General features: G+C 40.2%; 20 protein-coding genes. 11 read left to right on the top strand and 9 right to left on the bottom strand.

Annotated features, from left to right (window positions below; all coding sequences use genetic code 11):
* Positions 1-769 precede the first annotated feature (769 nt).
* Together BP861_RS09875 and BP861_RS09870 are read right to left on the bottom strand one after the other, a co-directional pair.
* A complete protein-coding gene (locus BP861_RS09875; RefSeq protein ID WP_292374844.1) occupies positions 770-1,531 on the bottom strand; it encodes a hypothetical protein in 762 nt (253 codons plus the stop codon).
* 213 nt (positions 1,532-1,744) lie between these two features.
* Positions 1,745-2,461 carry a hypothetical protein gene (locus tag BP861_RS09870; RefSeq protein ID WP_292374843.1) on the bottom strand — a complete coding sequence of 239 codons (717 nt, stop codon included), beginning with the start codon at positions 2,459-2,461 and terminating at the stop codon, positions 1,745-1,747.
* Positions 2,462-2,656: 195 nt separating this feature from the next.
* Here BP861_RS09870 and BP861_RS09865 point away from each other — a divergent pair, with 195 nt between their 5' ends.
* Positions 2,657-2,791, top strand: a complete 135-nt coding sequence (locus BP861_RS09865; protein WP_292374841.1) for a hypothetical protein — start codon at positions 2,657-2,659, stop codon at positions 2,789-2,791.
* A 170-nt stretch (positions 2,792-2,961) separates the two neighbouring features.
* On the opposite strand, the gene BP861_RS09860 is transcribed toward BP861_RS09865, so the two are convergent.
* Positions 2,962-4,416 (bottom strand): phytoene desaturase family protein, encoded by a 1,455-nt coding sequence (locus BP861_RS09860; protein ID WP_292374840.1) that lies wholly within the window; start codon positions 4,414-4,416, stop codon positions 2,962-2,964.
* 1,041 nt (positions 4,417-5,457) lie between these two features.
* Between BP861_RS09860 and BP861_RS09855 the strand changes: the two genes are divergently transcribed.
* The 4 genes from BP861_RS09855 (at position 5,458) to BP861_RS09840 (ending at position 10,146) form a co-directional block, all read left to right on the top strand.
* Positions 5,458-6,249, top strand: coding sequence for a DUF169 domain-containing protein (locus BP861_RS09855; protein ID WP_292374838.1), 792 nt, complete (start codon positions 5,458-5,460; stop codon positions 6,247-6,249).
* 479 nt (positions 6,250-6,728) lie between these two features.
* Positions 6,729-8,456: a HEAT repeat domain-containing protein gene (locus tag BP861_RS09850; protein ID WP_292374837.1), complete on the top strand. Its 1,728-nt coding sequence runs from the start codon at positions 6,729-6,731 to the stop codon at positions 8,454-8,456.
* A 272-nt stretch (positions 8,457-8,728) separates the two neighbouring features.
* Positions 8,729-9,571 carry a fumarate hydratase gene (locus tag BP861_RS09845; protein WP_292374835.1) on the top strand — a complete coding sequence of 281 codons (843 nt, stop codon included), beginning with the start codon at positions 8,729-8,731 and terminating at the stop codon, positions 9,569-9,571.
* A complete protein-coding gene (locus BP861_RS09840; RefSeq protein WP_292374834.1) occupies positions 9,571-10,146 on the top strand; it encodes a FumA C-terminus/TtdB family hydratase beta subunit in 576 nt (191 codons plus the stop codon). Before BP861_RS09845 ends, BP861_RS09840 begins: the two co-directional genes overlap by 1 nt.
* Before the next feature lie 274 nt (positions 10,147-10,420).
* Here BP861_RS09840 and BP861_RS09835 read toward each other — a convergent pair whose 3' ends face one another.
* From BP861_RS09835 to BP861_RS09820, 4 genes are all read right to left on the bottom strand, one after another.
* Complete coding sequence (locus BP861_RS09835) at positions 10,421-10,735, bottom strand: ArsR family transcriptional regulator (RefSeq protein WP_292374831.1); 315 nt, start codon at positions 10,733-10,735, stop codon at positions 10,421-10,423.
* 323 nt (positions 10,736-11,058) lie between these two features.
* Positions 11,059-12,558, bottom strand: coding sequence for an MFS transporter (locus BP861_RS09830; protein ID WP_292374829.1), 1,500 nt, complete (start codon positions 12,556-12,558; stop codon positions 11,059-11,061).
* A 230-nt stretch (positions 12,559-12,788) separates the two neighbouring features.
* Positions 12,789-13,169: a hypothetical protein gene (locus tag BP861_RS09825; protein WP_292374827.1), complete on the bottom strand. Its 381-nt coding sequence runs from the start codon at positions 13,167-13,169 to the stop codon at positions 12,789-12,791.
* A 36-nt stretch (positions 13,170-13,205) separates the two neighbouring features.
* Entirely contained in the window at positions 13,206-13,775 is a 570-nt protein-coding gene (locus BP861_RS09820; protein ID WP_292374825.1) for an HdeD family acid-resistance protein, read from the bottom strand.
* 630 nt (positions 13,776-14,405) lie between these two features.
* Here BP861_RS09820 and BP861_RS09815 point away from each other — a divergent pair.
* The 3 genes from BP861_RS09815 (at position 14,406) to BP861_RS09805 (ending at position 18,193) form a co-directional block, all read left to right on the top strand.
* Positions 14,406-14,927, top strand: coding sequence for a DUF367 family protein (locus BP861_RS09815; protein WP_292374823.1), 522 nt, complete (start codon positions 14,406-14,408; stop codon positions 14,925-14,927).
* Between the two features lie 154 nt (positions 14,928-15,081).
* Positions 15,082-15,573 (top strand): TIGR00725 family protein, encoded by a 492-nt coding sequence (locus BP861_RS09810; RefSeq protein WP_292374820.1) that lies wholly within the window; start codon positions 15,082-15,084, stop codon positions 15,571-15,573.
* 328 nt (positions 15,574-15,901) lie between these two features.
* The gene (locus BP861_RS09805; RefSeq protein ID WP_292374818.1) at positions 15,902-18,193 is read left to right on the top strand and encodes a DNA topoisomerase I; all 2,292 of its coding nucleotides are present in this window, start codon (positions 15,902-15,904) and stop codon (positions 18,191-18,193) included.
* Between the two features lie 451 nt (positions 18,194-18,644).
* Here the strand turns inward: BP861_RS09805 and BP861_RS09800 are convergent, their stop codons facing one another.
* Complete coding sequence (locus BP861_RS09800; RefSeq protein WP_292374816.1) at positions 18,645-19,031, bottom strand: hypothetical protein; 387 nt, start codon at positions 19,029-19,031, stop codon at positions 18,645-18,647.
* 457 nt (positions 19,032-19,488) lie between these two features.
* Between BP861_RS09800 and BP861_RS09795 the strand changes: the two genes are divergently transcribed.
* Positions 19,489-20,730 carry an MBL fold metallo-hydrolase gene (locus BP861_RS09795; RefSeq protein ID WP_292374890.1) on the top strand — a complete coding sequence of 414 codons (1,242 nt, stop codon included), beginning with the start codon at positions 19,489-19,491 and terminating at the stop codon, positions 20,728-20,730.
* Positions 20,731-20,804: 74 nt separating this feature from the next.
* Entirely contained in the window at positions 20,805-21,350 is a 546-nt protein-coding gene (locus BP861_RS09790) for a ferredoxin domain-containing protein (protein ID WP_292374888.1), read from the top strand.
* Between the two features lie 233 nt (positions 21,351-21,583).
* Here the strand turns inward: BP861_RS09790 and BP861_RS09785 are convergent, their stop codons facing one another.
* Positions 21,584-22,741 (bottom strand): LL-diaminopimelate aminotransferase, encoded by a 1,158-nt coding sequence (locus tag BP861_RS09785; protein WP_292374814.1) that lies wholly within the window; start codon positions 22,739-22,741, stop codon positions 21,584-21,586.
* A 555-nt stretch (positions 22,742-23,296) separates the two neighbouring features.
* On the opposite strand from BP861_RS09785, the gene BP861_RS09780 reads away from it, so the two are divergent.
* Positions 23,297-26,173 carry a tetratricopeptide repeat protein gene (locus BP861_RS09780; protein ID WP_292374887.1) on the top strand — a complete coding sequence of 959 codons (2,877 nt, stop codon included), beginning with the start codon at positions 23,297-23,299 and terminating at the stop codon, positions 26,171-26,173.
* Positions 26,174-26,177: the final 4 nt, after the last annotated feature.

Genomic DNA, 26,177 nt, shown 5'->3' with positions numbered 1-26,177 from the left:
TAATTACTAAAGCTATCAAATAAAAAACAAATTATGCTTTTATAGCAACCCTTAGGAATAATAATTTGAGATAATAAAATCATTTTGAAATATATGTTCTGAAAAATGAACCTTAAATTTTAAAGTTTCCTAAGTTTCTCAATACTTTAAGAAGTATCCAAATTAGCATGTCTTTCAGTAATCTGTCGATACAGTCAATAACGCAACCAGTTAAAAACTGAAAAAAGAACAAAAATTCCTTTCACTTACTGGATTTACAGATATTTACAGCCCTATTATCTCGAATTCTCAATCAGTATAATTTATTAAGCAGTACATTGAAGCATATTAGGAAGGCATATACAACAATACAACAGGCGTAAAAAAATTAGTCCGTAACCTTTTCAGTCTTTACATTATAATTTATGAAAAGAGGATAGTCTGATTTCAAATTCTGTCAGTAAGTGAAATTCTTTTTCATTCATACCGAAATTTCTTTCAAAACACCTGGAAAATCCTTTTTTCAATCCGTAACTGAGCTTCCTGAAAGGAAAAACGGCGAATTTGTTAAGACTGAGTTGCAATTATCATGAAGCAAAAGCTTTTTTTAGTTAAGGCTTTTTTCGAGTCTCTTGCTGAGCGGTTCACCTTACACTATCTTTGTCAGGGATCCTCAATTTTTGTTAGGGATTCTCAATTCGACATTTTTCCCTGAAATCCAGTGATTCCCTATGCCGTAGACTATACCGAAAAAATTTGATTAACTGACACTCCAGCCTTTCTAAAGCTTTCAATCAAGAGATTCCGCTTCGTGTATATATTCAGAGCCATTAAGAGTGTCAAGAGCAAGTTTTGTCATAAGCACATGGCTTATTAAAAATTTTTCATTTACTTCGAAAATCATCGTTCCCAGAGAATTAGCAGCTTTTATGATCAAGTTTTCGAAGTCACTAAAACCCGTATAAGACGATTCATTTTCTGAAAGGACAGGAGTATTCTGAAGGGAATCAGTTTCTATTCCCTGTTGAACAAGCAGGCTGAAGGCACCCGAAAATTCTTTGGGGAAGATAATCGCCTCTTTTCCATGAGGTTGATATAAGAGGAGTGACTTTTGAGGGAGAAAACCTCCGTTTTCCGGAACCCGGATGCTTTGCTGCCCGATAGTTTCTTTTCCTATTGACCCTATAGCCAGAGCAGCTGCCAGAGCCTCTCTCTCCGTTTTCTGAAGCGATGCAGAATTCGCAATTTCCCCAAGATATGCGACTGCGATCCTGACTGCTGACTCCATATTTTGCCCAACAGCCGCTTTCCCGATTGCACAGAGAGAGTAAAGGATGCTTAAACCGGTATCAGTCATTTTCTTTTCTCTTGCAATTTCAGCCATCTTTCCGAGCGAAAAAAGCGATAAAAATACGCCGATTTCCATTTTTTGAAAGACAGCCGCGCTACCTATGTCTCTTATGCTGATAACAGCCTTTTTTGCATCAGGTTCGAGTCTTTTATTTATATATTCGGTCCCCCGTTCCGTAAGAAAATCTATGGATCGTAACACGCCAAGCTCATCATTGTCCTTAACTGAAGTTAGCCCGAGGTCCGTTGCCCCAGTTTCGTTTAAAATAGACGTTCAGAACACCCCACTGAGTTAAAAACACCTTAAAGCCAGTAATTTTTCCTGCACTCCTTTCCCCATGAAGAAGGCAGTATTCCTATTTGAGATTGAAATGATTAATCCAATACGAATATAGCATAAATGAGAGGAAAAATTTCATAAATCTGTACTTGGAGATTTTTTCTTTCCTCTAGATATTTTATTTAGCTTATCTTCTAGTCTCTCAATTTTCAATCTTTCAAAGTGCAGGAGAGCTACTTCAGCAATTATGGATGCACTCATGAGGTAGCGGTCTTCAGCATTAAACCTAATTACCTCAAGCGAATATGCTGCCTGGTTCAAAGCCTTATCAAGCCCCTGTCTATCTGCAGTTTCTCCTATATCCTGGATAGAGCGGGCACTTATATTCACAGTTTCTTTCAGGTTTTTTTCAATAGCCCCGGTTCCTATCTCTTGCAGCAATAACTCGGCATTTACTACTGCATCCTCAAATTTCTGGCTTGCTGCGGCCTTCCCTGTTTCCCCGAGGAGCGCTACTGTGCTGTTTGCAACATCACCTAATTTTTGCCACGTAACGCTTTTTCCGATTTCTCCAAGAGCGAAAATAACTGCAATTGTTCCCTTCTTGGTTCCTCTAGAAGCTGCAGTATTTCCCATCTCACCAAGGCAAGAGGCTGCGATCTTTGCTGGAGTCTCCATTTTTTGTACTGCTGCGGTCTTTCCAATTTCCCCAAATGCGAGTGCTATACTTACAAGAGCGTTTTCCATTCGCTGCCTGCATGCCTCTCTGGCTACCTGAGAAAAAAGCAGAAGCGTATTGACAACTATAGATTCAAGTCCAGCAATAGCTGCCGCTTTTCCTATCTTTTTCATGTATTCGACCAATCTTTTTGTGTCGATTTCCTGTCCTTCTTTTGCATATTTCAGTGCAAGCTCGGAGAGATAGTTAAGGACTTCTTTAATTTCGGTTTCATTTTTTTCATTAACCAGAGTAAGTCCCAGTTCCAGAGCCTCGTTTTCATCAAGCGGTAGAATCCTTCATACCCCCAGATTCTCTCTCAAGTAAGTATGGATATGGGAGGATATGAGCTTTATCATGGGAAAAAAGCACTATTAAGAAATATTTTATCACGCACAGATTGGAAAAAACTGGAAAGTGTTAGACTGGGATGGGAAGGATCGGATTGTGAAGTGTTAAACTGAAAATATTAGATTGAAAATGTTAAACTGAAAAATATTAGACGAAATATCAATAAACGAAGTGAGTGTTGATTAATCCACCCTCATCTGAAAAAGAGAAGAAAAAAGATAAAGGATGCAATATTGAGCAAAAAGCCAAAACTTTTCTCCTGCTCTAACAAAAAAGCAGAACTTTAATGCAGGTTTCCGTCCTCATTAAGAATCTTCAAAAGCTCGATGATTGAGTATGAAGCCCGGGTAATTCCCATACTGCGTTTGTCAGTATCAGTGCCCGCCACATAGAGGTTTCGAACAGGAGTCCGAATATCTGCAAATTTCCCGTTAATTGTGACTGCAGCTTTTTCCGGGATCATTATCTGTTCGTGTTGCATTTCTATATGACTTTCGAGATTCGGATGGGCGCGGAAAATCATATCGTAGGCTTTTTTTGTCTCATGTTCCTCACGTTCATTTTCGTCGATCACGAAGGAAAAGCCTATAAGTTGTTTGTCTTTGGGGGCAAGCGAAGGGTCATAATTACTTATAGGAGTTGCCCAGTAGGCGAAATCCTTGAACCAAATCTCTGAGCCTGTGTACTTGAACTCGGGAAGCTCTTTCTCCATTCCAAGCCAGATGGTCAGGCTTTTACTGTGGGCTATACCTCCCAGATTTGCAGTATATTCTTGGGGAAGGTCTTTTACCAGCCTGGGAAGTTCGGTTGCGAAACCTGTGTAGACAACAAGGTTAGAGGAATAGATTTCATCAGCTTCTACGCCTGAAGCCTTTCCGTCCTGTACAAGTATAGAATTAACTTCACATTCTGTTTTGATCTCAACGGTTTCCGGAAGGGAGTAAAGGATGGCGTTGAGCAGAGCTTTTAAGCCCTTTCTGGGATAGCCCTGAGAATAATTTACATCATTTGTTGCAAGCCTTTCAAGGGAGGCAAAGGGCTGGGTAACCTTGGTCATCCTACTCTGAAGGGAGGCGTGGAGATGATATGGAAGGATCGAAGCAAGAATAGACTCCGTAGATGGGGATTTTTTCAGATCCATTCTTCCGATCATTGCATCAAACTGCTCTTGAGTAATACTGTCCCTGACAAAACTACTTCCTGACAGGACACGCTGAGCAGAAGTTTCTTTCATTGACCTGCCAGAAAGGAAAGCTGATATTGTATCCACAAAGTCATAGGTATCCTTTGAAAGGCCTTTCGGCAAGAAATTATACACTGACTGACTGGACAGGTCTATTCCGAATGAGGAAAGGGTAAAAGCCTTTGTGAGGGTCTGGGAAAGCAGAACCCTGTCTTTTCTTGGAAGCACATCAAAAGTCACAAAATCTTTCAGGTTGGAAGGAACCCTTGTAAAGGAATTTTCGGTCCTAATGTAATAATGTCCATAGTCCTCAAATACAGGAAGGTAATCAAAATAATTATCCATCAGTCTTTTCAGTGGGCCTTCAATAAGATGAGTTATAGCGTGCGCTCCTGTATCCACCTGGTAACCATCTACCATGTAGCTGTTGCAGTTCCCACCTAAATGTTGACTTTTTTCAAGAACAAGGACTGTTTTCCCATGCTTTGAGAGCGTCAGCGCTGCCAGAAGCCCGCTTATGCCCGCCCCGACAACAATTACATCGTATTTTTTCATACCCTAAACTACCTCAACTTTTTCCAGTGAATTAAGTTTTTATTTAATGCAGTTGTGCACCTTAGTTCTCTCAACTCACAACAGAATCCCACATTAGTGGAAGGGTTAAATAAATATGTTGAAAATATAAAGAATTATTTTAAGTCAGAGATATCTTTGAAATCATATTATATAATTTATGATTTACCTACTTTATATTCAATCTATTCAATCCCTGTCTTACACCTGTAGAGTACAATAGAGAAAAATAGTATTTATAATTAGTAGTAGTTATATAATAAAGATCTCAATAACATGTCTTATTATTGTTCAGTGATCTACGTAATATGATTTAAAGGCTTTTTAAGATGATATCGCAAAAGCAGAGAAAAGTCGCTATTTTCTTTTGTACATTCCAGGATAATTCTCAGTCTGTAAATTTACTATCTCCTCGAAGATTTTGTTCGTATTTATTTTTCGATCTCATATAAAAATAGAGAAAGTTATCCATATGTTAATAAGTTAAAAAGGTAGTAAAGTTTAAAAATTAGATACAAATTGAAAATTAAATTTTAAAGCCTACATAGAAAGTATAAATACAATTCTTGAAGTTTAGTCCTCAATGTTTACTCGTCTAAACTTGAGGTAAATCAGCAATATTCCAATAAAACCACCTAAAATAAGATACTTTATAATTGTTTTTAATCGTACCACATCAGTCATCCCCCAATTTTATATATAGTTAATATGTTGTACACATATTACAAGTTTTCGTTACAAATTTGCCTTGGAAAAATTAATTGATCAGTCAGGTACTTCATAATTGCGTGAAATTTCATAATTGCGTGAAATGAGCAGGGACCTTGTTCAAGCGACAAAAAGAAAGAGACAATGCTCAGACAGGAAGCCAGAAATGAAGCCTGAAAAAAAAGATTCAAGTATGTCATTCTTGCCACAAAGAACAGTAGAAGTATGACTGCGACTACTGGATTGAAAAAACTGGTTAGAAGAACAATAGTTTTTTTCAGAGAGGTTGTCAGTTAGTTTAATGGAGGATTAATTATGATAAGGATTGAAGAGTTGGGGGAAAAGCTTACAGAAGCCGGCAGGTTGCAATTACGTTCTTTATGTGTTTACGGTATGGATAAAATCCCTGAAGGAGCAGTTCCGTCGTACACGATAGACCGCTGTATAGCAAAGGCTGTATATATTTCTGCTTTCTTTAAAGAGACGCCTCCACTATATATTGAAGCAGGTCACGAACAGTGCTGCACTGGCGGAATGGTCTGGATGGGACTTGCGGAACCACACCCTAAACTAAAATACTTCTTGACTGTAGGCACTCCAGACTTCCGTGGAGGTGCTGCCGAGCATTTAAAGGCAACTCCTGAGCTATTCGATGAACAGAGAGAACGAGCAGGAAAAATCACTCCATACGGCAAATACACAGTCATCGCTCCCTGTACTCAAAACCTTGTACCTGAAGCTGTCAGAGCGTTCATCGTCTTCGCAGGCAGCGAGCAGATCCGAAATCTCTGCGGGCTGGCACAGTTCAATAGTTCTGATCCTTTTTTTAAAACCTTGATACCGGGAGGACCGATATGTGCTACTATGATCGCTTTTCCTGCTGGTATGGCAGAAAACGCGCCGAAAGACTCCGCCTATGTTGGGCCTGTTGATCCTACAGGAAACCCCTGGCTGCCCCCCGAATTGATGATAATGGGCATTCCTTTGAGGCTGGCGCAACAGATGGGAGCCGACATGGAAGAGTCCTTTATCTGCAAGCGGAGCAAAACAGCATACCCTGAGCACCGTACAGTGATAAAACCGTATATAAAGGATACAGAGAAGTGAGAACTTTCAGGCACGAGTTTGAAACTGAGGCATGGACTTCGAATAGCAAAGAATGAATTTTTCAATTTAAGAGCCAGGTATTTGAAAAGCTGGCAAAACAAATATTAATATCAGCTTCAGCCAGCTAACTGTCCGGTAATTTTTACGGTAATTTTTTGTTTTCAGAAAAAAGGGAATTTTGCCTGGAAATTCTACCTTTTACTGGCTTCAAAGGCTTCATATAAAAACTTTACTGAGATAGAAAAGTTCACAAAATCAATAATTTTGAGTTATAGATATTGTTTAGAAAACTTGCTAAGTTATAAAAGTCCTAAGCCAGTCCAAGACCAAGACTTAGAGGAAAGCTCACCAGATAACCCAAAGGATAGACCTGGACTCATGCCTGGATTGAAGCAAAATGGTTTATGATCTTTATTCTCGAAAACCAAAAAGGAAAATTTTTAAACACCAACTTGATATGATTTTACGGTGTTTGGCAGTTGGTAGACCAGGAGAAAATTCACAATCAATGCATGAGCAATGATCCAGAAGAGCGTAAACATGCGTTAGAGGAATTAAATAATTTCTTCTCATCCATGCCAGATAAACAACAGGCATGGGACGATATACTGAGATTAACAAATGATATAGACATGCTTGTGAGGAATTATGCTGCCTCTGCTCTTGATTATGTGTTTTCTCATGTGCTGGATAAACAACAAGCATGGAATGATTTACATAGACTGGCTAGTGATGAAGACAGTGATGTGAGATTTAGGGCTGCCCAAGCTCTTGGTTCTGCTTTTTCTCACGTGCCAGATAAACAACAGGCATGGAATGATTTACATAGACTGACTAATGATGAAGAAAGATATATGAGATTTAGTGCTACCTTTGCTTTTTATTCTATTTTTTCTCACGTGCCTGACAAACGACAGGCATGGAATGATTTACATAGACTGACTAATGATGAAGACAAGCTTGTGAGAGCTGTAGCTACCTTTGCTCTTGGTTCTGCGTTTTCTTATGTGCCAGACAAACGACAGGCATGGAATGATTTACATAGACTGAACAATGATGAGGATTATTATGTGAGAACAACCTCAAACTATTCTCTTGGAAGAGTTTCAATATTCATGGCTTCCCAGGCAGAAACAGAGGAAAATTACAAAAAGGAATTAGAAAAGGCAATTGAATATTTCGAAATCGCAGCAAAGGAATCATCTAGCTCTAATCCGTCTCAATTTTGCCTTCCGTTCTATCGCTCATTCTATTTAATAATTTTCAAAAAACAGAAAGCTAGAGAAGAAGTGAACAAATATCTGGAAGAAGCTAAAGCTGCAATTGAAGGTTCAGAGAGCAAAAAACAGCTTTTAGAAGCTGTTGAAAACCTTGCAGAAGCATTAAAAGAAGTCCAGAATATGGGAAATTTAGATTTCTCTGGGATGAAGGATGAGCTTAATTTCTATAGGAAATACTGTGATCGTGCCACAGAACTAATAAAATGTTCTGACGAAAAAGCACCGTTTGCGACAGAAGTTCTGAGAAAAGGACTACCTATTCTGGACAGAAATATAAAAAGAACCCTAGAAGAGATTCAAGAAAAAGCAAAAAGTACATACAAGCAATCTCAAGGAACCGTCACAGAAGAAATTGCATACTCAATTTGCAGGGAAGTTCAAAAATGGGAAATGGGTAGTCCAGAAGAAATGACACAAAAGGTAGAGGATATTGCATATGTCTTAAAAAGGAAAATTGGATATGTTCCCGAAAATGAGTATGTTTTGAATAAAATTGAAGCAATGAGATACGAAAGAAATCTGGTAAAACAATATGAAGCCCTACTTTTTGTGATTGAGCAAATTCCTACTATCACAGTGGTTCCTGAAGATGCTGTTATAGAAAATATCAACAAAGTAGGTCAAGAATTAGGAACAAAATTGGATGGTCTTTCTCAAGGAATGAACGAGATCAGGATTAGCTTAAGCCCTGGAATAACACAAGAAATTGAAATTTCTTCAGGGATTGAGATTTTGGGAACAGGTGCAGCGCTAATAACAACAATTCCTTTACAAGAAATTTCTTACGCTGAACTTAAAGAAGACTTGCAAAGGATAAAAGGAGAACATATTAGCAAATTGTCTGAACTTCCAAAAAGATTAGCTAACAGAATTAAAGGTTATTTATTACTGAAAGACAGAGAAGATATCACTAAGCAGTTAACTTGAAGTGGGCTATCTTTATTGATCAGTCAACGATACATTTATTGCCTATTTTACTTGCTTCATACCTGAATGTAAAAACGACTTTAGTCTAACTCATTTATACCAGACAACTGAACGGTTTCTGAATGTGGGGCGCTCGATATTTAAACATTAAAAACAAAAAAGCGCTTCGGAATTTATCTCATGAAACGCTCACTGTATATCCTGTACAGAATATATATTCATGCCTGCTCTTTGTTCTAAAGAATTCATTTCTCCTATACAATGGTGATCTTTTGTCTACAAAAATTAGCCGTGAAAGTTTTATCCGGTCTATCGCAGACCTTTTAAGAAAAGCGGAAATCGAGCTTCCTGACGATGTAGCAAATGCCCTCCGGAAAGCTGAAACCGCAGAAGAAAATCAGGTTGCAAAATCTCAGCTTCAGGCAATCCTGAAGAACCTTGAAATTGCAAAAAAGCATGGAGTTCCCATGTGTCAGGATACAGGCATTATGATCTTTTTTGCTGAAATAGGAACTGAGTTTCAGTCCGGCTTTGACCTGGAGGCAGCGATCAGGGAGGCCGTAACCATTGCAACAGCCGAAATTCCTCTCCGGCCAAATGCCGTTGATCCTCTGACCCGAAAGAATAGTGGAAACAATACAGGGGTTGGAATTCCGGATATTCACTGGAAATTTGTTCCCGGAAATCAGTTAAAAATAACCGCTGCCCCTAAAGGTGCAGGTTCGGAAAATATGAGTTATCTGCGTATGTTTAACCCGACAGAAATCGGAAACATAAAAAACTTCGTGCTCGAGACTGTAGTAAATGCCGGGGGAATGCCCTGTCCTCCTCTGACCATAGGAGTAGGGATTGGAGGTTCTTTTGATGCGGCAGCCAGGCTTGCAAAAGAAGCCTTGCTTGAGCCCCTTGATGCCCCAATGGAAGGATTGGAAAAAGAAATCTTTGAGGCTGTAAACACTCTCGGAATAGGCTGTATGGGCCTTGGCGGCAGTACAACTGCCCTTGCAGTGCACGTAAAAACCGCTCACTGTCATACGGCTTCCCTTCCGGTTGCAATAAATATTCAGTGCTGGGCGAATAGGCATGCTTCGGTTGTGTTCAGGGGGGATGAATAATGGAGTATCACCTGAAAACACCGCTGAAATTAGAAGATATCGAGAAACTTAATGCAGGAGACATTGTCTATATCTCAGGAGAAATCCTGACAGCCAGGGACGAAGCTCATGCAAGAATTCTCGAGATGGAAGAAAAAGGAGAAAAACTTCCCTTTTCTCTGGAAGGCGCTGTGATTTATCACTGCGGCCCCCTAATGAAGCAAACCGAAAACGGCTGGAAAGTAGTATCAGCAGGTCCTACGACCAGCGGCAGGATGTCAAAAATGACACCTTCTCTCCTGAAAGCAAATGATGTTCGGGCAATTATAGGAAAAGGCGGGATGAAAAGCATAGCCGATGCCCTGAAGAACAGGTGCGTTTATCTGGCTTATACAGGTGGATGTGCAGCCCTTGCCGCAGAATTAATCAAGGAAGTAAAAACTGTCCACTGGCTTGACCTTGGAATGCCTGAAGCAGTCTGGGTGCTCAGAGTGGAAGATTTCGGGCCGCTTATTGTAGGAATTGACACGAAAGGAACGGATATTTTTGCAGAGGTAAGGGAAAAAGCTCAAAAACAGCTTGAGAAGCAAGAATAAACTGAAAAATAGCTTGAAAATAGGAATAAACTCAAGAGTGCCCCAAAGGTGGCTTGAAAGAGAGGAATAAGCTCAAAAGCAAAAGCAACTTGAAAAGCAAGAGCAAAGCCAGTATTTTTCGTTAGCTGGTAGCAGGGAGAAAAGGCAACAGAAAATTTGTACTCTGGGCCTTGATCTTCAATATTTAAGTAGTCTGCCAGATTTCTAGCTTCAAGGAAAAAAGATTTTGTGAAGCTGTCACTTTTACAAGTATCTAATCTTCTAATACCGGCCCTTAATTGTAGTCTTCCTCAAGCTGCCTGAAAGCCTTTACAAGAGATTCCATTTTTCGGACGATAATTATCCCTAGCAGGGAAAGTTCATATATCCTATCCTGTTGAATCACGAGCCCGTTTTCCTTTAGCTTTTTAAGCTGTGGCAGGATCGCGACCGAGTTCGTGTCAAGCTCATTATTGATCTCTTCAATGGTCCTAGGCTTTTCTTTGAGGAGGAGAAGCAGCTCAGTCCTTTTTTCGGAAGACAAAAGAATTGTGATCAGGGTAGATCTCATCATTCCTACTGCAAAAACTGTAAATATATACTTTTTCATTCTCAAGATTATAATTTTATGACAAATTAGCTCAAGAGCTTTGATTGATAGAAAGATCTTGTTTTTAAAATAAAATTGTCACAAAAACAGACAAACAGGTTTTTACCCTCAATAAAATGAATGAAAAAGAGAAAAAACATTTTTATCCTAAGATATGTTTAGAAATAACTCTTCTAGGTCTGAAGATTTTTAAATTTTTCAAATTATAGGCTGTTTTACTGCTCGGTTTGTGGAGGAACCAGAATCCCAGGCGGCAGGAAGATTGAGGCGATTATACCAAATCCCGCAAAAATCACCAGCCCCCACAGCGAAACTTTTATTCCCTAAATGCGGGCGACCTCATTGACCCTCGAGATTTCCTGAGAAAGTCCAGGAGGGGCATCTTTCAGGATAGCTGTCAGTTGTTGATTGGTCAAAAAGCGGGAATTTTCCTCTACTGAGGATATCACAGAGGGTTTGAGATCCTCCGGAATAACAGTACTGTCATTTATGAGGGTAGTAGCTCCTCCTACAAAGCCTACAATGACGATGGAACCCATCAAAGCAGTCCCGATAGCCATGCCCAGGTTCTGGGAAGTGCTCATAAAGGCAGCTGTCTCGCTCGTTCTTTCATGAACTACCTGGGAGAGGACGAGATTCATTATCTGGGATGACATAACTCCTACGCCTATACCTATTAAGGCAAAACCTGTTAGCAGGGCAAACCCTCTGACCTCCACATTAATGGTTGCAATAGCCAGTAAAAGCCCTGCAATAAGTACAAGCAACCCAACCTGGATGATACGCTTTGGGGCTATGCGGGCAGATAATCGAGATGCTGTAAGCGAAGCAATTAAAAGCGGTATGGAGAGGGGGAGGTAGAGAAAGCCTGTCTGCATAGCGTCGAAGCCCAGGGCGATCTGGAGGAAAAGGGCCATGCTGAACAGGAAACCTCCTATAAGAGTGGTCTGAGCCATCTGGACAAAGATGCCTGAAGTAATCCTTCGGTCCTTTAGCACATCGAGTCTTACGAGCGGCATCCTCCCCAGAATAATGACGTGATGTTCCCACAGGGCAAAGCACAGCAGTATAATGATTCCTGCTAAAATAAACACCGGGGTAGGGGAAAGGCCGAACGGGGAAATTTCAATCCCTCCAATTGAGAAAATATGACGTGCCTCCCACCAGCCGTAGTCCCCTGCTAGTAATATCCCAAAAACAATAAACCCCATCCCCAGCGCAGAGATTATCGAGCCGACTATATCCAGCTTGGGTTTCTCTTCAGTCTCAAGGGGTGCATCCAGAATATATCGGCTTAACAACAGGACAATGAGTACTATCACTACCTCACCCCCAAAAGCAAGCCTCCATGTGTACTTAGTTGTCAGCCAGCCTCCTATAATGGGACCGAGGGCAATTGCGCTTGCAACAATTCCACCTAATATGCCATAAGCAAGGGCACGGTCCTTCCCACTGTAGTTTGAGGTCACGAGCGTCTGGATAGCAGGCATGACAAGGGTTGCCCCAATCCCTTCAAGGATCGACCAGCCTATAAACAATACATCCATTGTCGGGCTGATCGCAGTCAGGAAAGAACCAGTACCGTAGACGATCAGTCCTGTCCTGAATGCCCTTTTTCTGCCAATAATATCGCCGATTTTTCCTCCGGTGATCATAAATGATGCCATTACAAGAGCATAGAGTGTGATGGCACCCTGGACAGTAGCAACGTTAGTGTGAAAATCTTTAATGAGTGTTGAAATCGAAACATTCATTATCGTCGTATCAATAACAAGCACAAACATTGCAAGCACGAGTGCAGTAATTACAATTTTCTTTTCCACAGTAACCACTTCGGAAGTTAGATTGTAAGAGTAGCCTGGTTACATCCGGGTAAGATACTCTTTCATACGACGCTATCCGAAAATCGACTGGTAGCTTTACTGTTGCTGCTCTCTAGTTAAGATATTCCTTCGTGCCAGAAAGGACTTCAAAAAAAGTAACCAAAATAAATCTGAATTCCTTTTTAGCTGTTGGGAAAATCATGAATTACTATCAGCTAAATAGGCATGTTTTAATCTGTCCCAAATGCCTCCTTCACACCAGGTAGCATGATATAGACAAGAATAAGGACATTCAGAAGAACTGAAAAATTAACGTCGTACCATGAACCTCCTGTAACCAGTACTACAAAATCAATGCACAGGTTGAATATCGTAATAACAGCCAGAAATATCCATGCTTGCTTGTCCACCTGCCAGAGCATCTGAGCCAGCCACACCCATATGTAGGCGAGCAGGCCATACAGTAGTGCAGACCAGAGACTGAAAATACGGCCCTCAACTACCCCTAAAAAAGGCAAAAAACCGAGAAACCGAAGCATTACAATAGCGTTTAAAAACGCCAGAACAATAGCTACAAAAGCCAGTATAGTGACACCAATAGGTCTTTCCATACTAAAATCCTCTCCTTATCCTCCGATAATCCGGTATCAGGTTCTCATTTTAAATCCTCCGATAACTGCTCCTATTCCCCCGATGATAAAGAAAAAACCAAATACCCACGGCAAAGACAAAGTACCTATCAGAGAATCGCTTAGAAGAAGTAGGCCTAGAATTATGGTAAGAATACCGATAATTCCCGTACCCCATCCTCCTCCTTTAACAGCCAGGGCAATTTTTACAGCTCCATTGATAATTGCCCATACCCCTATGAAAATAACAAATAATGTAAGAACTATGATAGGACTGTAGATTGGGTACATCAGTATAAATATTCCGGCAATAACGCTCAAGACACCCGAAAGCAGTTTCCATATCCTATTCCCAGAGAATATTAGTGCCCCTACAACAGAAAGAACTCCTTCTGCTAGCCAGAAAATACCCAGAAACTGTATGAGAATAATTGTAGTTATTGCAGGTCTGTATATAAGGAATAAACCTACAAGAATGGCAATAATACCTTCCAGAAGGACTACCCACCAGGGTACCTGCAGTGTTTCATACCCAATTTCATTATCAGAATCAATTGACTGTTCCAGAACATCAACTGGTTGTTCCATTATAGTCCATCTCCCGAAACTTTTAGTTCTTCAACTCTAGCTTCCTGCGGCCAGAATATCAGATCTTAGCAATGTTAAAGAGATGTCATTATCTCAATATTGGATTGCATCTTTCTGGATGATTTATTTACACTCAGGAGTGCCAGAGTCAAAGAGAATGTAGCCTTCCCCCCACAAAGAAGAGTAATCTCTTATTCCGAGTCAATTAATCGACGATGTTTATTATAATAAATATAGTATGCTTCTTCATTAATTAACCCGACAAAATGTTGATGTCATAGAGTATTAACTGAATGATTTATTCCATTACGAAATTACTTGTGTGATAAAGGCCAAGGTAAACTGTTTATTTACTACTTTAACATCATGTGAAGATAGGATTCAGTTAAGATATCAATCCCAATACTAATTCCTCTTCACAATTGGCCAAAGATGAAGCAGTAGTATTAATAATTATATATTAATTATTATATATAAAACAACTTTTATTAATATTAAAAAACGATATAGTAAAAAATAAACTATTGAGATTGATACACAAAGAAACAGATAAAAGAGAAAACAGGTAACAGGGAAACAGGTAAATAAGGAAACTGTTTAAATAGAACCGCATATTTCAGAGGATCAGTGATGAATCCGACAAATCAACGGGATATTCCCCTTTATATCTATCATGCCGGACAGTGTGACCCAAAAAAGTGCACCGGAAGGAAATTGGCTCGTTTTGATCTTGCCCGTCTTTACGACAAGATATCAAGGTTGCCCAGATCAGCAATCCTTCTGGATCCAACTGCAGATAAAGCCCTTTCTCCTGCCGATGATTCCCGAAAAGGGATTATTGTACTCGACTGTTCCTGGGAAGAAGTGGAAAGGGTTTTTCCCGAACTTGCGAAGTTGAATCTCGAGCATAGGGCCCTTCCCTATCTGCTTGCAGGCAATCCTGTGAATTTCGGAAGACCCTTCAAGCTAAACTCAGCCGAAGCCTTTGCGGCAGCTCTCTACATTTTGGGGCATAAAGAACAGGCTGAAAAAGTCCTCTCCAAGTTTAATTGGGGGCACAGTTTTCTCGAACTCAATAAGGAGCCGCTTGAAGAGTATTCAACCGCGAAGAATAGTACTGAGATCGTGGAAATTCAGAGCCATTATTTCTAACTAATTGCTAACTATCTATTATTGCTAACTGTCCAACTATCTATTATTCCTAACTACCATTATTTTAATTATTTTTGAAAGCTAGTAAATTCGGACTTACTCGAAGAAAGAAACTCGTATTAAAGATCTGAAATGAAGAAAAGGTGTTTATGTAATGAAAGCACCGATGAAAACAGATTCCAGAAAACAGATAGGAGTTATAGGCGCAGGAGCTTGCAGTAGCGAGATCAGAGCTCTTGCAGAAGTTGTGGGAAGAGAAGTAGCAAAAAGAGGAGCGATTCTGCTCTGCGGAGGTCTGGGCGGAGTTATGGAGGCAGCAGCGTACGGAGCAAAGCAGGAAGGAGGAATAACCCTAGGAATTTTGCCCGGAATCCTGAGAGAGGAAGCAAATCTCTGGATAGATATCGCGGTTGTCAGCGGAATGGGACACGCCAGAAACGCTCTGATAGCACAGTCATCGGATGCGTTGATTGCAGTTAATGGAGAATACGGAACGCTTTCGGAGATAGCACTCGGCCTGAAGATGGGAAAGCCCGTAGTTGTGCTCGAGCCAGGCTGGAAAATCGAAGGCGTTTACAGAGCAAAAAGTCCGGAAGAAGCCGTAGAACTTGCTTTTAGGCTGACTGAAGGTAATGGAAAGCCCTGAAAAAATCAGGGAAAAAACCTAAAAGGCTTAATATATTGAAAGGAATCAACTGAAAAAGCATCCAAGAGAGACTTAGGTGAATATAGAAATAGCAGATAAAGAAGAGTCTTAAGTGCGGATGAATACTCCTGAAGGGCAGATAAATAACTCCAAGCCTAATTATAGTTACGGATGACAGTCTATATTGAGATTTGATCCAAAAATTTATATCGAAAAAGGAAACTTCAAGAATTAGGATTTAGAGGCAGGCTTTGTCTCAGACTGGCAGAATTTTTGGGGTAAGCCAGTATTTCTCCCAAGAATATAAAAAATTATACCGGAGTTTTAAATGCACCTTATTGTAACGGAAAAAAATATAGCAGCAAGGAGGATAGCTGCGATTCTGGCTCCAAAAAACCCGAAGAAGGATAGAGTCAGCGGAGTGGACGTATACCGGTATGAGGTTGTGTCCGACGGGAAAACACAGGAGACTGTGGTTATAGGACTCTCAGGCCATATCGTGGGGATCGATTTTCCCAAGGAGTACAATAACTGGCAGAAAGTGGAAGCTAAAGCCCTTATTGACGCCGATATCATAACAACTCCCATCAACAGAAAGATTGTAACTGCCCTCCGAAGCCTAGGGAAAGAGGCAAGCAGTGTCACGATTGCCACGGACTACGATCGGGAAGGAGAATTAATAGGAGTTGAGGCCCTCAATATTATAAAACAGGTGAGTTTGGATGCTCCTTTTAACCGGGTCCGCTACAGCGCAATAACCCCAAAAGCAATAGAAGCCGCCTTTTCAAACCCTACAGATATCGATTTTAATCTTGCAGATGCAGGTCACTCCAGGCAGGTTATTGACCTTGTATGGGGCGCAGCTCTTACACGTTATATTTCTCTTGCTGCAGGCAGGCTCGGAAAAATGTTTCTTTCCGTAGGTAGGGTACAGTCGCCAACCCTTTCTCTTATTGTTGACAGGGAAAAAGAAAGGAATATTTTTGTCCCGACTCCTTACTGGGAAATCCATGTTGAGCTCCAAAATGCAGAGGGAGGAACCTTCTCAGCTCAGCACTCAACTCGCCGTTTCTTGGATAAAAAAGAGGCTACAAAAGCATTCAAAAAAATGGGGAAGCAGGCCGAATTAAAAGAAATAGAAAAAGGGAAAAAGACCGACCAGCCCCCAACACCATTTAATACCACAGGTTTCATAAGTGCAGCAAACTCAATAGGGCTCAGTCCCGCAAACGCGATGCGTATAGCCGAATCTCTTTATACGAATGGTTATATTTCATACCCAAGGACGGACAATACGGTTTATCCTGATACCCTTGATCTGAGAGCCCAGATTGAGATTTTCAAAGAAGGTCCCTTTAGAGAATACGCAGACGCCCTGCTTGAGAAAACCGAACTTATTCCTACGCGAGGAAAAAAGGAAACCACAGACCACCCACCTATTTATCCTGCCTCTCTTGCAAAAGAATCCGACTTAAAAGAGGAAGAGTGGAAGGTCTACGAACTTGTAGTCAGGCGCTTTTTTGCGACCTTTGCCGGACCAAGCGAGTGGGAAACCATGCGTTTGAGACTTGACATTAACGGAGAAGAGTTCAGGGCAAATGGGGCAAGGCTTATAGAGCCGGGCTGGAGATGGTACTATCCTTATAATGCGCCTGAAGACAGGTTGTTCCCCGAACTCCATGAAGGCGATTTCCTGAAGGTTACAAATAAAGAGATGCCGGATAAAGAAACTCAGCCTCCGGGCCGCTATGGGCAGGGAAGGCTTATTAATATTATGGAAGAGCTCGGGCTTGGAACAAAGGCAACGCGGCACGAGATTATTAGCAAGCTTTATTCCAGGGCTTATATTCACGGGAATCCCGTACAGCCTACGAACACCTCTTTTGCAGTAATGGATACTCTTGAGAAGTATTCTCCTACTATTACAAAACCGGACATGACAAAGCTGCTTGAAGAAAACATGGACCGGATTGCCGAGGGCAAGATCAAAGAAGTTGCTGTCCTTGAAGAGTCGCGGGAGATGCTGAAACAGGTCTTTTCGGAACTCGATAAAAACCGGGACAAAATTGTGGAATCCCTCCAGGCAGGCCTTAGGGAAGACAAAATAATAGGCACCTGTCCAGAATGCGGAAACGAGCTTATGATTCGGCGTTCAAAAAGAGGAAGCCGCTTTATAGGCTGCAATAATTATCCGAACTGTACCTTTTCGCTTCCCCTGCCAAGAAGCGGACAGATTGTGGTCATTGACAAGCTCTGTGAAGCCCACGGCCTTCACCATATTCGCTTAATCAATTCGGGAAAACGACCCTGGGACCTTGGCTGCCCTCAGTGCAATTTCATTGAATGGCAGAAAACCCAGCAGGAAGAGCAGGCTCAACAGCCTAAAAAGGAAAGACCTAAATCAATAAAGGATCTCGAAGGCGTGGGAAAAGCCACAGCAGGAAAGCTGGAGGAAGCTGGAATTACAAGCGTAGAAGCCCTGGCAGAAGCCGATCCTGTGGAGCTTGCAAAAACAATAAAAATAAGCGTAAAAAAGGTTAAAAACTGGCAGATTTCATGCAATGGCGCAGTTGAGGATAACGGTACAGTTGAGAGCAAAGGCACAGTTGAGGATGTATGAGAATAGTCCTCTCTGACATCTTATTTTTTATTTTTGTTTATTTTTTTCTTTGATCTATATACAACCTTATTGCCACATCTGGCCGTTCATGCCACGCTCGACGAAGGCGAGCGGCCTTTACCAGAGAAGAGAGAAAAAAAGAAGAGGCAGCTCTGTATAGGAGTAACCTTAGACAAGCTGGCTGAGGACTTTATAGATCCTGTGAAATTAAAAACGGTCTGTGGGATCAAGAGAACGATTATAATTCCAGATGGGACGTTTTACATAGCATTCGGTTACCTTTTAGCTGTAATACACGTACTTCTGTTGCTTTTTCTTAGCTAGTTGCGGGCGGCTAAAGCCCTTCTTACATTCTCTTTGTAAATTATCTGTGTTTCAGATCAGTCTTCCATAACCTTAGTGACCATGTGCTCAAGTTTCAAATTAAAGTAAAGAGGTGAGCTCTCGAAATTCACTCCACGGTTATTGTTACATTATTGGATTTTATCCTGCCAATCCAATAAGGTTTCTGAATATCTTCATCTGGAGACGTGGTATCATATACGGCATTAAGAGTATATTCTCCCTTTGTCAAGTTCCAGCATGTTGAATCAACCGTGCTATATAGAGACTCACCTGGGTTCAATTCAGTAAGATCTTCGTCTGTTAGTGGAATTCTTGAGTTTACCCATAAATAAGGCATCATAGACCCATCGGAATTAAAGAAAAGTATATTATAACTTGTCTGTTCAGACATTTTCCAGACATTGATGGGATTTTCTCCTGTATTTGTCAATGTTAAATTAATCTGGAACACTTCACCTTCCTGTATCCGAGTTTTTTCCGGAGCTACTGTCAAGTTTAATTCTCCTAGTTGTGAGTGTCCCAATATATCATATCTAAGGGGAGTCATGAATAATATTAACAGAATTGAGATTATTATTACAACAAGTATGAGATATTTTCCTTTCATAGTTTAGTCTCTCTTCTTTTGCTTCTACGAAAACACATATAATTGGTAAAATTCGTTAAACTCCAGTAAACTCTGTAGAATTTATCCACTTTATAACTATGGAATTATTATTTAAACGTCTTGTGCCTAAAATCGGTAATAGTTAGAGATCAACTAACTTTATACACCTATTTACAGACCTCAAATGAGTGAAAATCAGTTTAGAGACTTTGAAATACTAAATCAAGGGCAATTTATTGTAGATTATTTATCCTGTGCTCACAGAAGTATTTAACAAATATTATCGCAAATATTATATCAGATATTATAGAAAAATTTTAATAGATTTTAAAGAGGTTTTATTCTGGAGCTTACCTTTAAAGGCGGGTGCAGAGAAGTCGGACGTTCGGGTTTACTCGTAAATGGGGAGGTTCTGCTCGATTACGGTATAAAAACCGGGGACATATCGGAATACCCTCTCAATAGCATGGAACCGAAGGTCGTGCTTGTTTCACATGGTCATCTTGACCACTGCGGGGCTGTCCCCAACCTGATGTACCAGAATCCTGAGGTTTTCATGACCCCGCCGACTGCAGAATTTACTTTCCTGCTGGGAAAAGACACACTGAAACTTGCAGAAAGCACAATATCAGGCGTATCCCCTTTTGATCTCGATGACCTCCAGAAGCTTGGCAGGAGAACAAAAAAAGTAGATTATGAAGAGACTTTCAAAACTAATGGGTACAGGGTTTGCTTTTATGATGCAGGTCATATTCCCGGAGCGTCAGGAATCTTCCTGGAATCCGAGTCAGGAGAGAGCCTATTTTATACCGGGGACTTTAACCTTAAGGAAACAAGGCTTGTACCCGGAGCGATTAAGTTTCCCGAGGCCGATACTCTGATTCTTGAGAGCACATATTTCGGGGAAGACCATATTCCCCGAAAGGAAACCGAAGAAAGATTTATCGAGTCGGTTCTGGATACACTGGATAGAGGAGGCACTGCTCTTATCCCTGCTTTTGCGATAGGTAGAACTCAAGAAATCCTTATGCTGCTTGATGCCCACGGAATTCAGGCTTATGTGGACGGCATGGGCAGGGACGTATATAAAATTCTTAAAAAATATCCTGAATACCTCAAAGCCCCCGAGCTTCTTGATCGAGCTTTCGGACGTGCTATTTCCGTAAAAGACAATCAGCGGGATTCGGTCCTTAAAAAACCCTCGGTCATTGTCACTACAGCCGGAATGCTGAATGGAGGTCCGGTACTTTATTACCTGAACCGGCTTTATAAAGACCCTAACTCAAAAGTCCTGCTTACAGGCTATCAGGCTGAAGGCACAAATGGCAGGCTGGCTCTTGAGCATAGATTTGTCGAGACTAGAGAAGATATCCTTACTCTCAAGCCCAAGGTAGAGCAGTACGACTTTTCCGCCCATAGCGGCGATAGCGAGCTAAAAAAAGTTGTTAAGGATTTCTGTAGGAAAGGTACTGAAAGAGTCTTTGTAATGCATGGAGAAAAAACCGAAAGCTTTGCGCAGTGGATTTCGGAAGAAATCGGTGTGGATGCGTATGCGCCCGCAAACGGAGAATTATTTGCCTTTTAATGAAGGAAAGAAAAATAGGTAGCCTTTTTAGAACCTGCGAAATGCTTAAGCCCAGACAATTCCAATTAACTGGTATGATCCTTAATCCTGAATCCGAAGTTCTTGAAACACTTGCAAAAAGCATACTTCTGGCTGCTCGGACTGCTCCAAAAGCCAAAGGTGTAGACGATATAGTAACTGCCCTTATCGAAAAAGAAGATATTGAGATTCTTGCCTCAACTATGGAAAAGCTGGCAGATGAAAAGGGCGCAGGCTTCGTATTTCTGAAAAGGGATGCTGCAAACCTAAGAAATGCCGGAGCTGCTGTCCTCATCGGTGTTAAAATCAGCGGGGCTGCAAGCCTTGACTGTGGAGCCTGCGGTTTTGAAACCTGTTCTGAGATGCTTAACCAGCAAAAAGTAGAGGTAGATTTCAGGGGTCCAAATTGCATGCTCAAATATGTAGACCTGGGAATAGCTATAGGTGCAGCCGTTGCAAAAGCTAAGGATTTCTGCATTGACAACAGGGTAATGTACTCAATTGGCGCAGCCGCGAGGGTTTCAGGCTTGCTGGACGCGGATGTAGTTTTTGGAATTCCGCTGAGCGTAACCGGGAAAAATATCTTTTTTGATAGAAAATAAGATTCATTAACGATATTTAAAGACTTTAGAAGATATTTAAAGATTTTAGAAGATATTTAAAGACTTTAGATGACTCTTGTGACCCTTAAGAAATAGCGGACAGTTGCTATAAAAAGAGAAAGTTTTCTGGCCTCGTATCCATATATCTGGCCAGATTTTTGAATAAATGAAAGCTTTTTTTCTAATATATGTGAATGTTTAGAGAGGTTCATAGCTTCTCTAAATGAAGTTATTTAGAATTGCAGTTTCTTCATCCTTTCAACAGCTTCTTTAATTCTCTCTACCGGCTTTGTGAGGGCAAACCTGATGTAGCCTTCGCCAGCTTCTCCGAACCCGACACCTGGGGTTGCAACGATTCCGGCTTCTTCTAGCAGGATTTTTGCAAAACTCATTGAGGTGAAGCCCTCAGGTACCGGAGCCCAGATATAGAAGGTAGCTTTTGGCGGTTTTACTTTGAGGCCCATAGCAGTAAGCCCTTCGATAAGAGCGTCCCGCCTTTCTTCATAAATCTTATTTGTTTCTTCGACACAGGTCTGGGAAGAGCAGAGGGCTGCGATGCCTGCAATCTGGATAGCATCAAAGACGCCTGAATCCACATTGGATTTGACCTTGCCGAGCCCTTTTATAATGTCTTTGTTTCCGACTGCAAACCCAAGCCTCCAGCCTGTCATGTTATAGGTCTTGGAATGCGAATAGAGTTCTATGCCAATATCCATTGCCCCGTCTGCAGCAAGGAAAGAGGGAGCTTCATATCCGTCGTAAGTCATCTGGCAATAAGCGTTGTCATGCACTGCAATGATGTTGTGCTTTTTGCAGAACTCAACGACCTTTTCGAAGAACTGCATGTCGGCAGTTGCAGCAGTCGGATTGTTCGGGTAATTAAAGAAGAACAACTTTGCTTTTTTCAGGACATCCTCAGGAATTGAGTTTAGATCCGGCAGGAAATCATTTTCTGCAGTCAGCGGCAGCGGATATGGCTCTCCGCCTGCAAACATTGTTCCTATTTTGTAAACCGGATACCCGGGATCAGTGTAGAGCACGACATCCCCAGGGTTGATGAAAGCGAGTGGAATATGCGCAACCGCTTCCTTTGATCCTATAAGGGAGAGGACTTCAGTCGCAGGGTCAAGCTCAATCCCTTTATATTTCTTACACCATTCCGCCGCCGCTTTCCTGAAATCCAGCATACCGGCATAAGAAGGATACTGATGCGTTTTTGGGTCGCAGACTGCCTCTCGCATTGCCTCGACAATGTGAGGGTGTGTAGGCAGGTCGGGATCTCCCACGCCAAGGTCGATCACATCGACTCCTCTAGCAATTAGTTCGTCTCTTGCTTCATCTATTGCTGCAAAAAGGTATGGGGGTAATGCATTGATTCGATCAGAATACATTGATAACGTCACCTGAAGATGATTGGCATGCGTAAGTTCTCATAGTTACGGTATTTGGAATATTAAAAGGTATGGGATCAGATATTAAGGGAAAAACTCAAAGGTATTCAAAATATATCAATCATTATTTTTATTTATACAATTCTCTGTTTGTTCAAAACGTTCTTTGTATTTATCAAATTATCAATTTTTATAGCTATTCTATATTTATCAAATACTTATTTTAAATTTTATATTTATAATTAAGCCAATGCTAAAACCAATTTCACTTCCAAATCGATAAATTTCAGACTATTTTCCAAAAATTATAAAGAACTTGCCTAATAATCTAGAATAATAAATATTTGATAAGCTATTTTGAGTATTAGGATGGCTCATTTAATAAGATAAATATGATCAAACAGTTAGAGTTACTTTGTTAATAATTATCAAGCAAAAAGATAGATAAATATGTGTGAGATCAAATCTGTTTATTTAAACTTACCAATAATCAGGCAAGAATAATCTTATTAACATAACCTATTAATGGGGAAAATAGGGGACCAGTTGATTCCTATGAATAATTTATTAGAGCTGCAAGCTTCTTCATACGGCTTATTTACGTTTATTATAATGATTATTATCACGTCATTATTTGTTTATTTAGTTAAGTCTTACTATGGAAACAGTAAAGATAAAACTGAAAAATCGAAAGATTTTAAATATAAAAATATTATTATTTTTGCTATTATATTAACGATTTTTTTTGTTACTGTGTATTTTGTACACGAGAGCCCAATTGCCTGGACTGTAAGAGGAGATGTATTAGCTAATTCAGGGAATTATAAAGAAGCAATAAATGCTTACGATAAAGCAATTGAACTTGATCCTCAAAATCCAGATGTCTGGAATAATAAAGGAGTTGCTCTTTCCAATTTAAGTAATTATGAAGGAGCAATAAAAGCCTATAATAAAGCACTTGAACTTGATCCTCAAAACTCGCTTTTCTGGTATAATAAAGGGAAAACTCTATACGATTTAGGCAAGCAAGAAGAATCAATAAAAGCCTACAAGGAATCGATAGAGGCTAGTGAAAATGCAATTAAGATTAATCCTCGAAACTCGCTTGCTTGGTATAATAAAGGGTCAGCTCTTCAAGAGCTAGGTGATTACCAGAAAGCGATAACAGCCTACAATAAGGCAATTGAGGTCTATCCGGAGTACAAAGAAGCCTGGTACAAGAAAGGATTAGCCTTTTACAACTCAGGTAATTATGAAGAAGCAGTAAAAGCCTGTAATAAAACAATTGAGCTTGACCCTCAAGACCCACGTGTCTGGGCTAATAAAGGAAATGCTTTGTCTAAATTAAGTAATTACGAGGAAGCAATTACAGCATACAATAAAGCAATTGAGCTTGATCCTCAAAACTCAGTTGCCTGGAATGGTTTAGGATTCGCCGTAGCCAGTTTAGGTAACTACGAAGAATCAATCAAGTTCTACAACAAAGCAATAGAAATTGATCCTCAGAATTCAGAGGCTTTGAGTAATAAAGGATTTGCTCTTTACAATTTAGGTAACCGCGAGGAAGCGATAAAAGCTTTAGATAAAGCAATAGAAGTAAACCCTCAAGGTGCAGTTGCTTGGTATAATAAAGGATCGGTTCTTAAGAATTTAGGTAATTACAAGGAGGCAGTTAAAGCGCTTGACAGAGCAACTGAATTAGACCCTAAGAGAACATCTGCTTGGAATAATAAAGGAAATGCTCTGTCTAGTTTAGGGAACTATGCTGAGGCAATAAAAGCATATAATAAAGCAATTGAAATCGATCCTCAAAACCCAGAAGCTTGGAATAATAAGGGAATTGCTCTGTCTGGCTTAGGAAGTTACGAAGAATCAATCAAAGCCTTTGATAAGGCAATAGAGATTAACCCTTCAAGTTCAGTTACTTGGGCCAATAAGGGATTAGTTCTGTCTATATTAGGGAATTACGAAGAAGCAGTAAAAGCTTTTGATAAATCCATAGAAATTGACCCTCAGAATTCAATTGCTTGGGTTAATAAAGGAAACGCTCTCTACAATTTAGGTGATTATGAAGGAGTAATAAAAGCCTGTGATAAGGCAATTGAACTTAATCCTAATAACTTAAATGCTTGGACCAATAAAGGTAAAGCCCTGTCTAGTTTAGGTGATTATGAAGAAGCAATAAAAGCCTACGACAAGGCACTTGAGATTGATCCTCAAGATCCACTCGCTTGGAATAATCGAGAAATTGCTTTTGGTCATTTAAACAATTACGAGGAAGCATTACAAGCTCACAATAGAGAGATAATAAGTGATTCCGAAGATCCAGAAGTCTCATGGAACAATAAAGGGTTAGCTCTTTACTATTCAGGTAATTACGAAGAAGCAGTAAAAGCCTATGATAAGGCAATTGAAGTTGATCCAGAATATGCGGATGCCTGGCTCAATAAAGGAAATTCTCTTTCTAGTTTAGAGAATTACGAGGAAGCAATAAAAGCATATGACATAGCAATTGAACTTAACCCTCAAAACTCACTTGCTTGGAATAATAAAGGGTTAGCTCTCAACAATTCGGGTTATTATGTGGAAGCAATAAATGCATACGATAAGGCTATTGAGATTAACCCCCAAGATTCAATTGCCTGGACTAATAAAGGAAATGCTCTATCTGGTTTAGTTAACTACGAAGAAGCAGTGAAGGCCTTTGATAAAGCAACTGAGCTTTATCCACAAAACTCACATGCTTGGAACAACAAAGGCTTGGCTCTTTATAGTTTAGGCTATTATGAGGAAGCATTAAATGCCTTTGATAGAGTAATTGAAATCGACCCTCAAAATGCAGTTGCTTGGACTAATAAAGGACATATTCTCGATATTCTAGGCAACTACAAAGAAGCAATTAAAACATATGATAGAATGATTGAACTTGATCCTCAAAATTCACTTGCTTGGAATAACAAAGCAGCTGATCTTGGTTATTTAGGTAACCATGAGGAAGCAATAAAAGCTTTTGATAAAGCACTTGAACTTGATCCTCAAAATTCACTCGCTTGGTATAACAAAGGATTATCTCTCCATAGTTTAGGCTACTATGAAGAAGCAATAAAAGCCTATGATAAGGCAATTGAAGTTAATCCAGAGTATACAGATGCTTGGAACAATAGAGGATCAGCGTTTTTCTGGATAGGTAACTACGAAGAAGCGATGAAAAACTACAATAAAACAATTGAACTTAACCCTAAGTACTCACTTGCTTGGTATAATCGTGCATGCGTATATTCTCTTATCGGCGACAAAGAGCAGTCAATATCTGATTTGAGGTACGCTATTGAAATTAATCCTGCATATAAAGAAATGGTGAAAGTAGATCGTAAATTTGAACATTTGTGGGATAGTGAAGAATTTAAAAAATTATTGAATACTACTGAGTAACTTT

This window comes from Methanosarcina sp. UBA411 (assembly GCF_002495725.1).
Lineage (GTDB): Archaea > Halobacteriota > Methanosarcinia > Methanosarcinales > Methanosarcinaceae > Methanosarcina.
Note: the sequence above shows the minus strand (reverse complement) of the source record. Positions and strands in the feature narration are given on the sequence as shown.

Coding starts and splice junctions, on each gene's coding strand:
- BP861_RS09855 (WP_292374838.1), top strand. CDS start 5,458: ATGATAAGGATTGAAGAGTTGGGGGAAAAGCTTACAGAAGCCGGCAGG.
- BP861_RS09870 (WP_292374843.1), bottom strand. CDS start 2,461: ATGAAAAAGATAGGAAAAGCGGCAGCTATTGCTGGACTTGAATCTATA.
- BP861_RS09820 (WP_292374825.1), bottom strand. CDS start 13,775: ATGGAACAACCAGTTGATGTTCTGGAACAGTCAATTGATTCTGATAAT.
- BP861_RS09790 (WP_292374888.1), top strand. CDS start 20,805: ATGATCCTTAATCCTGAATCCGAAGTTCTTGAAACACTTGCAAAAAGC.
- BP861_RS09815 (WP_292374823.1), top strand. CDS start 14,406: ATGAATCCGACAAATCAACGGGATATTCCCCTTTATATCTATCATGCC.
- BP861_RS09865 (WP_292374841.1), top strand. CDS start 2,657: ATGGATATGGGAGGATATGAGCTTTATCATGGGAAAAAAGCACTATTA.
- BP861_RS09810 (WP_292374820.1), top strand. CDS start 15,082: ATGAAAGCACCGATGAAAACAGATTCCAGAAAACAGATAGGAGTTATA.
- BP861_RS09835 (WP_292374831.1), bottom strand. CDS start 10,735: ATGAAAAAGTATATATTTACAGTTTTTGCAGTAGGAATGATGAGATCT.
- BP861_RS09825 (WP_292374827.1), bottom strand. CDS start 13,169: ATGGAAAGACCTATTGGTGTCACTATACTGGCTTTTGTAGCTATTGTT.
- BP861_RS09805 (WP_292374818.1), top strand. CDS start 15,902: ATGCACCTTATTGTAACGGAAAAAAATATAGCAGCAAGGAGGATAGCT.
- BP861_RS09785 (WP_292374814.1), bottom strand. CDS start 22,741: ATGTATTCTGATCGAATCAATGCATTACCCCCATACCTTTTTGCAGCA.
- BP861_RS09840 (WP_292374834.1), top strand. CDS start 9,571: ATGGAGTATCACCTGAAAACACCGCTGAAATTAGAAGATATCGAGAAA.
- BP861_RS09780 (WP_292374887.1), top strand. CDS start 23,297: ATGAATAATTTATTAGAGCTGCAAGCTTCTTCATACGGCTTATTTACG.
- BP861_RS09860 (WP_292374840.1), bottom strand. CDS start 4,416: ATGAAAAAATACGATGTAATTGTTGTCGGGGCGGGCATAAGCGGGCTT.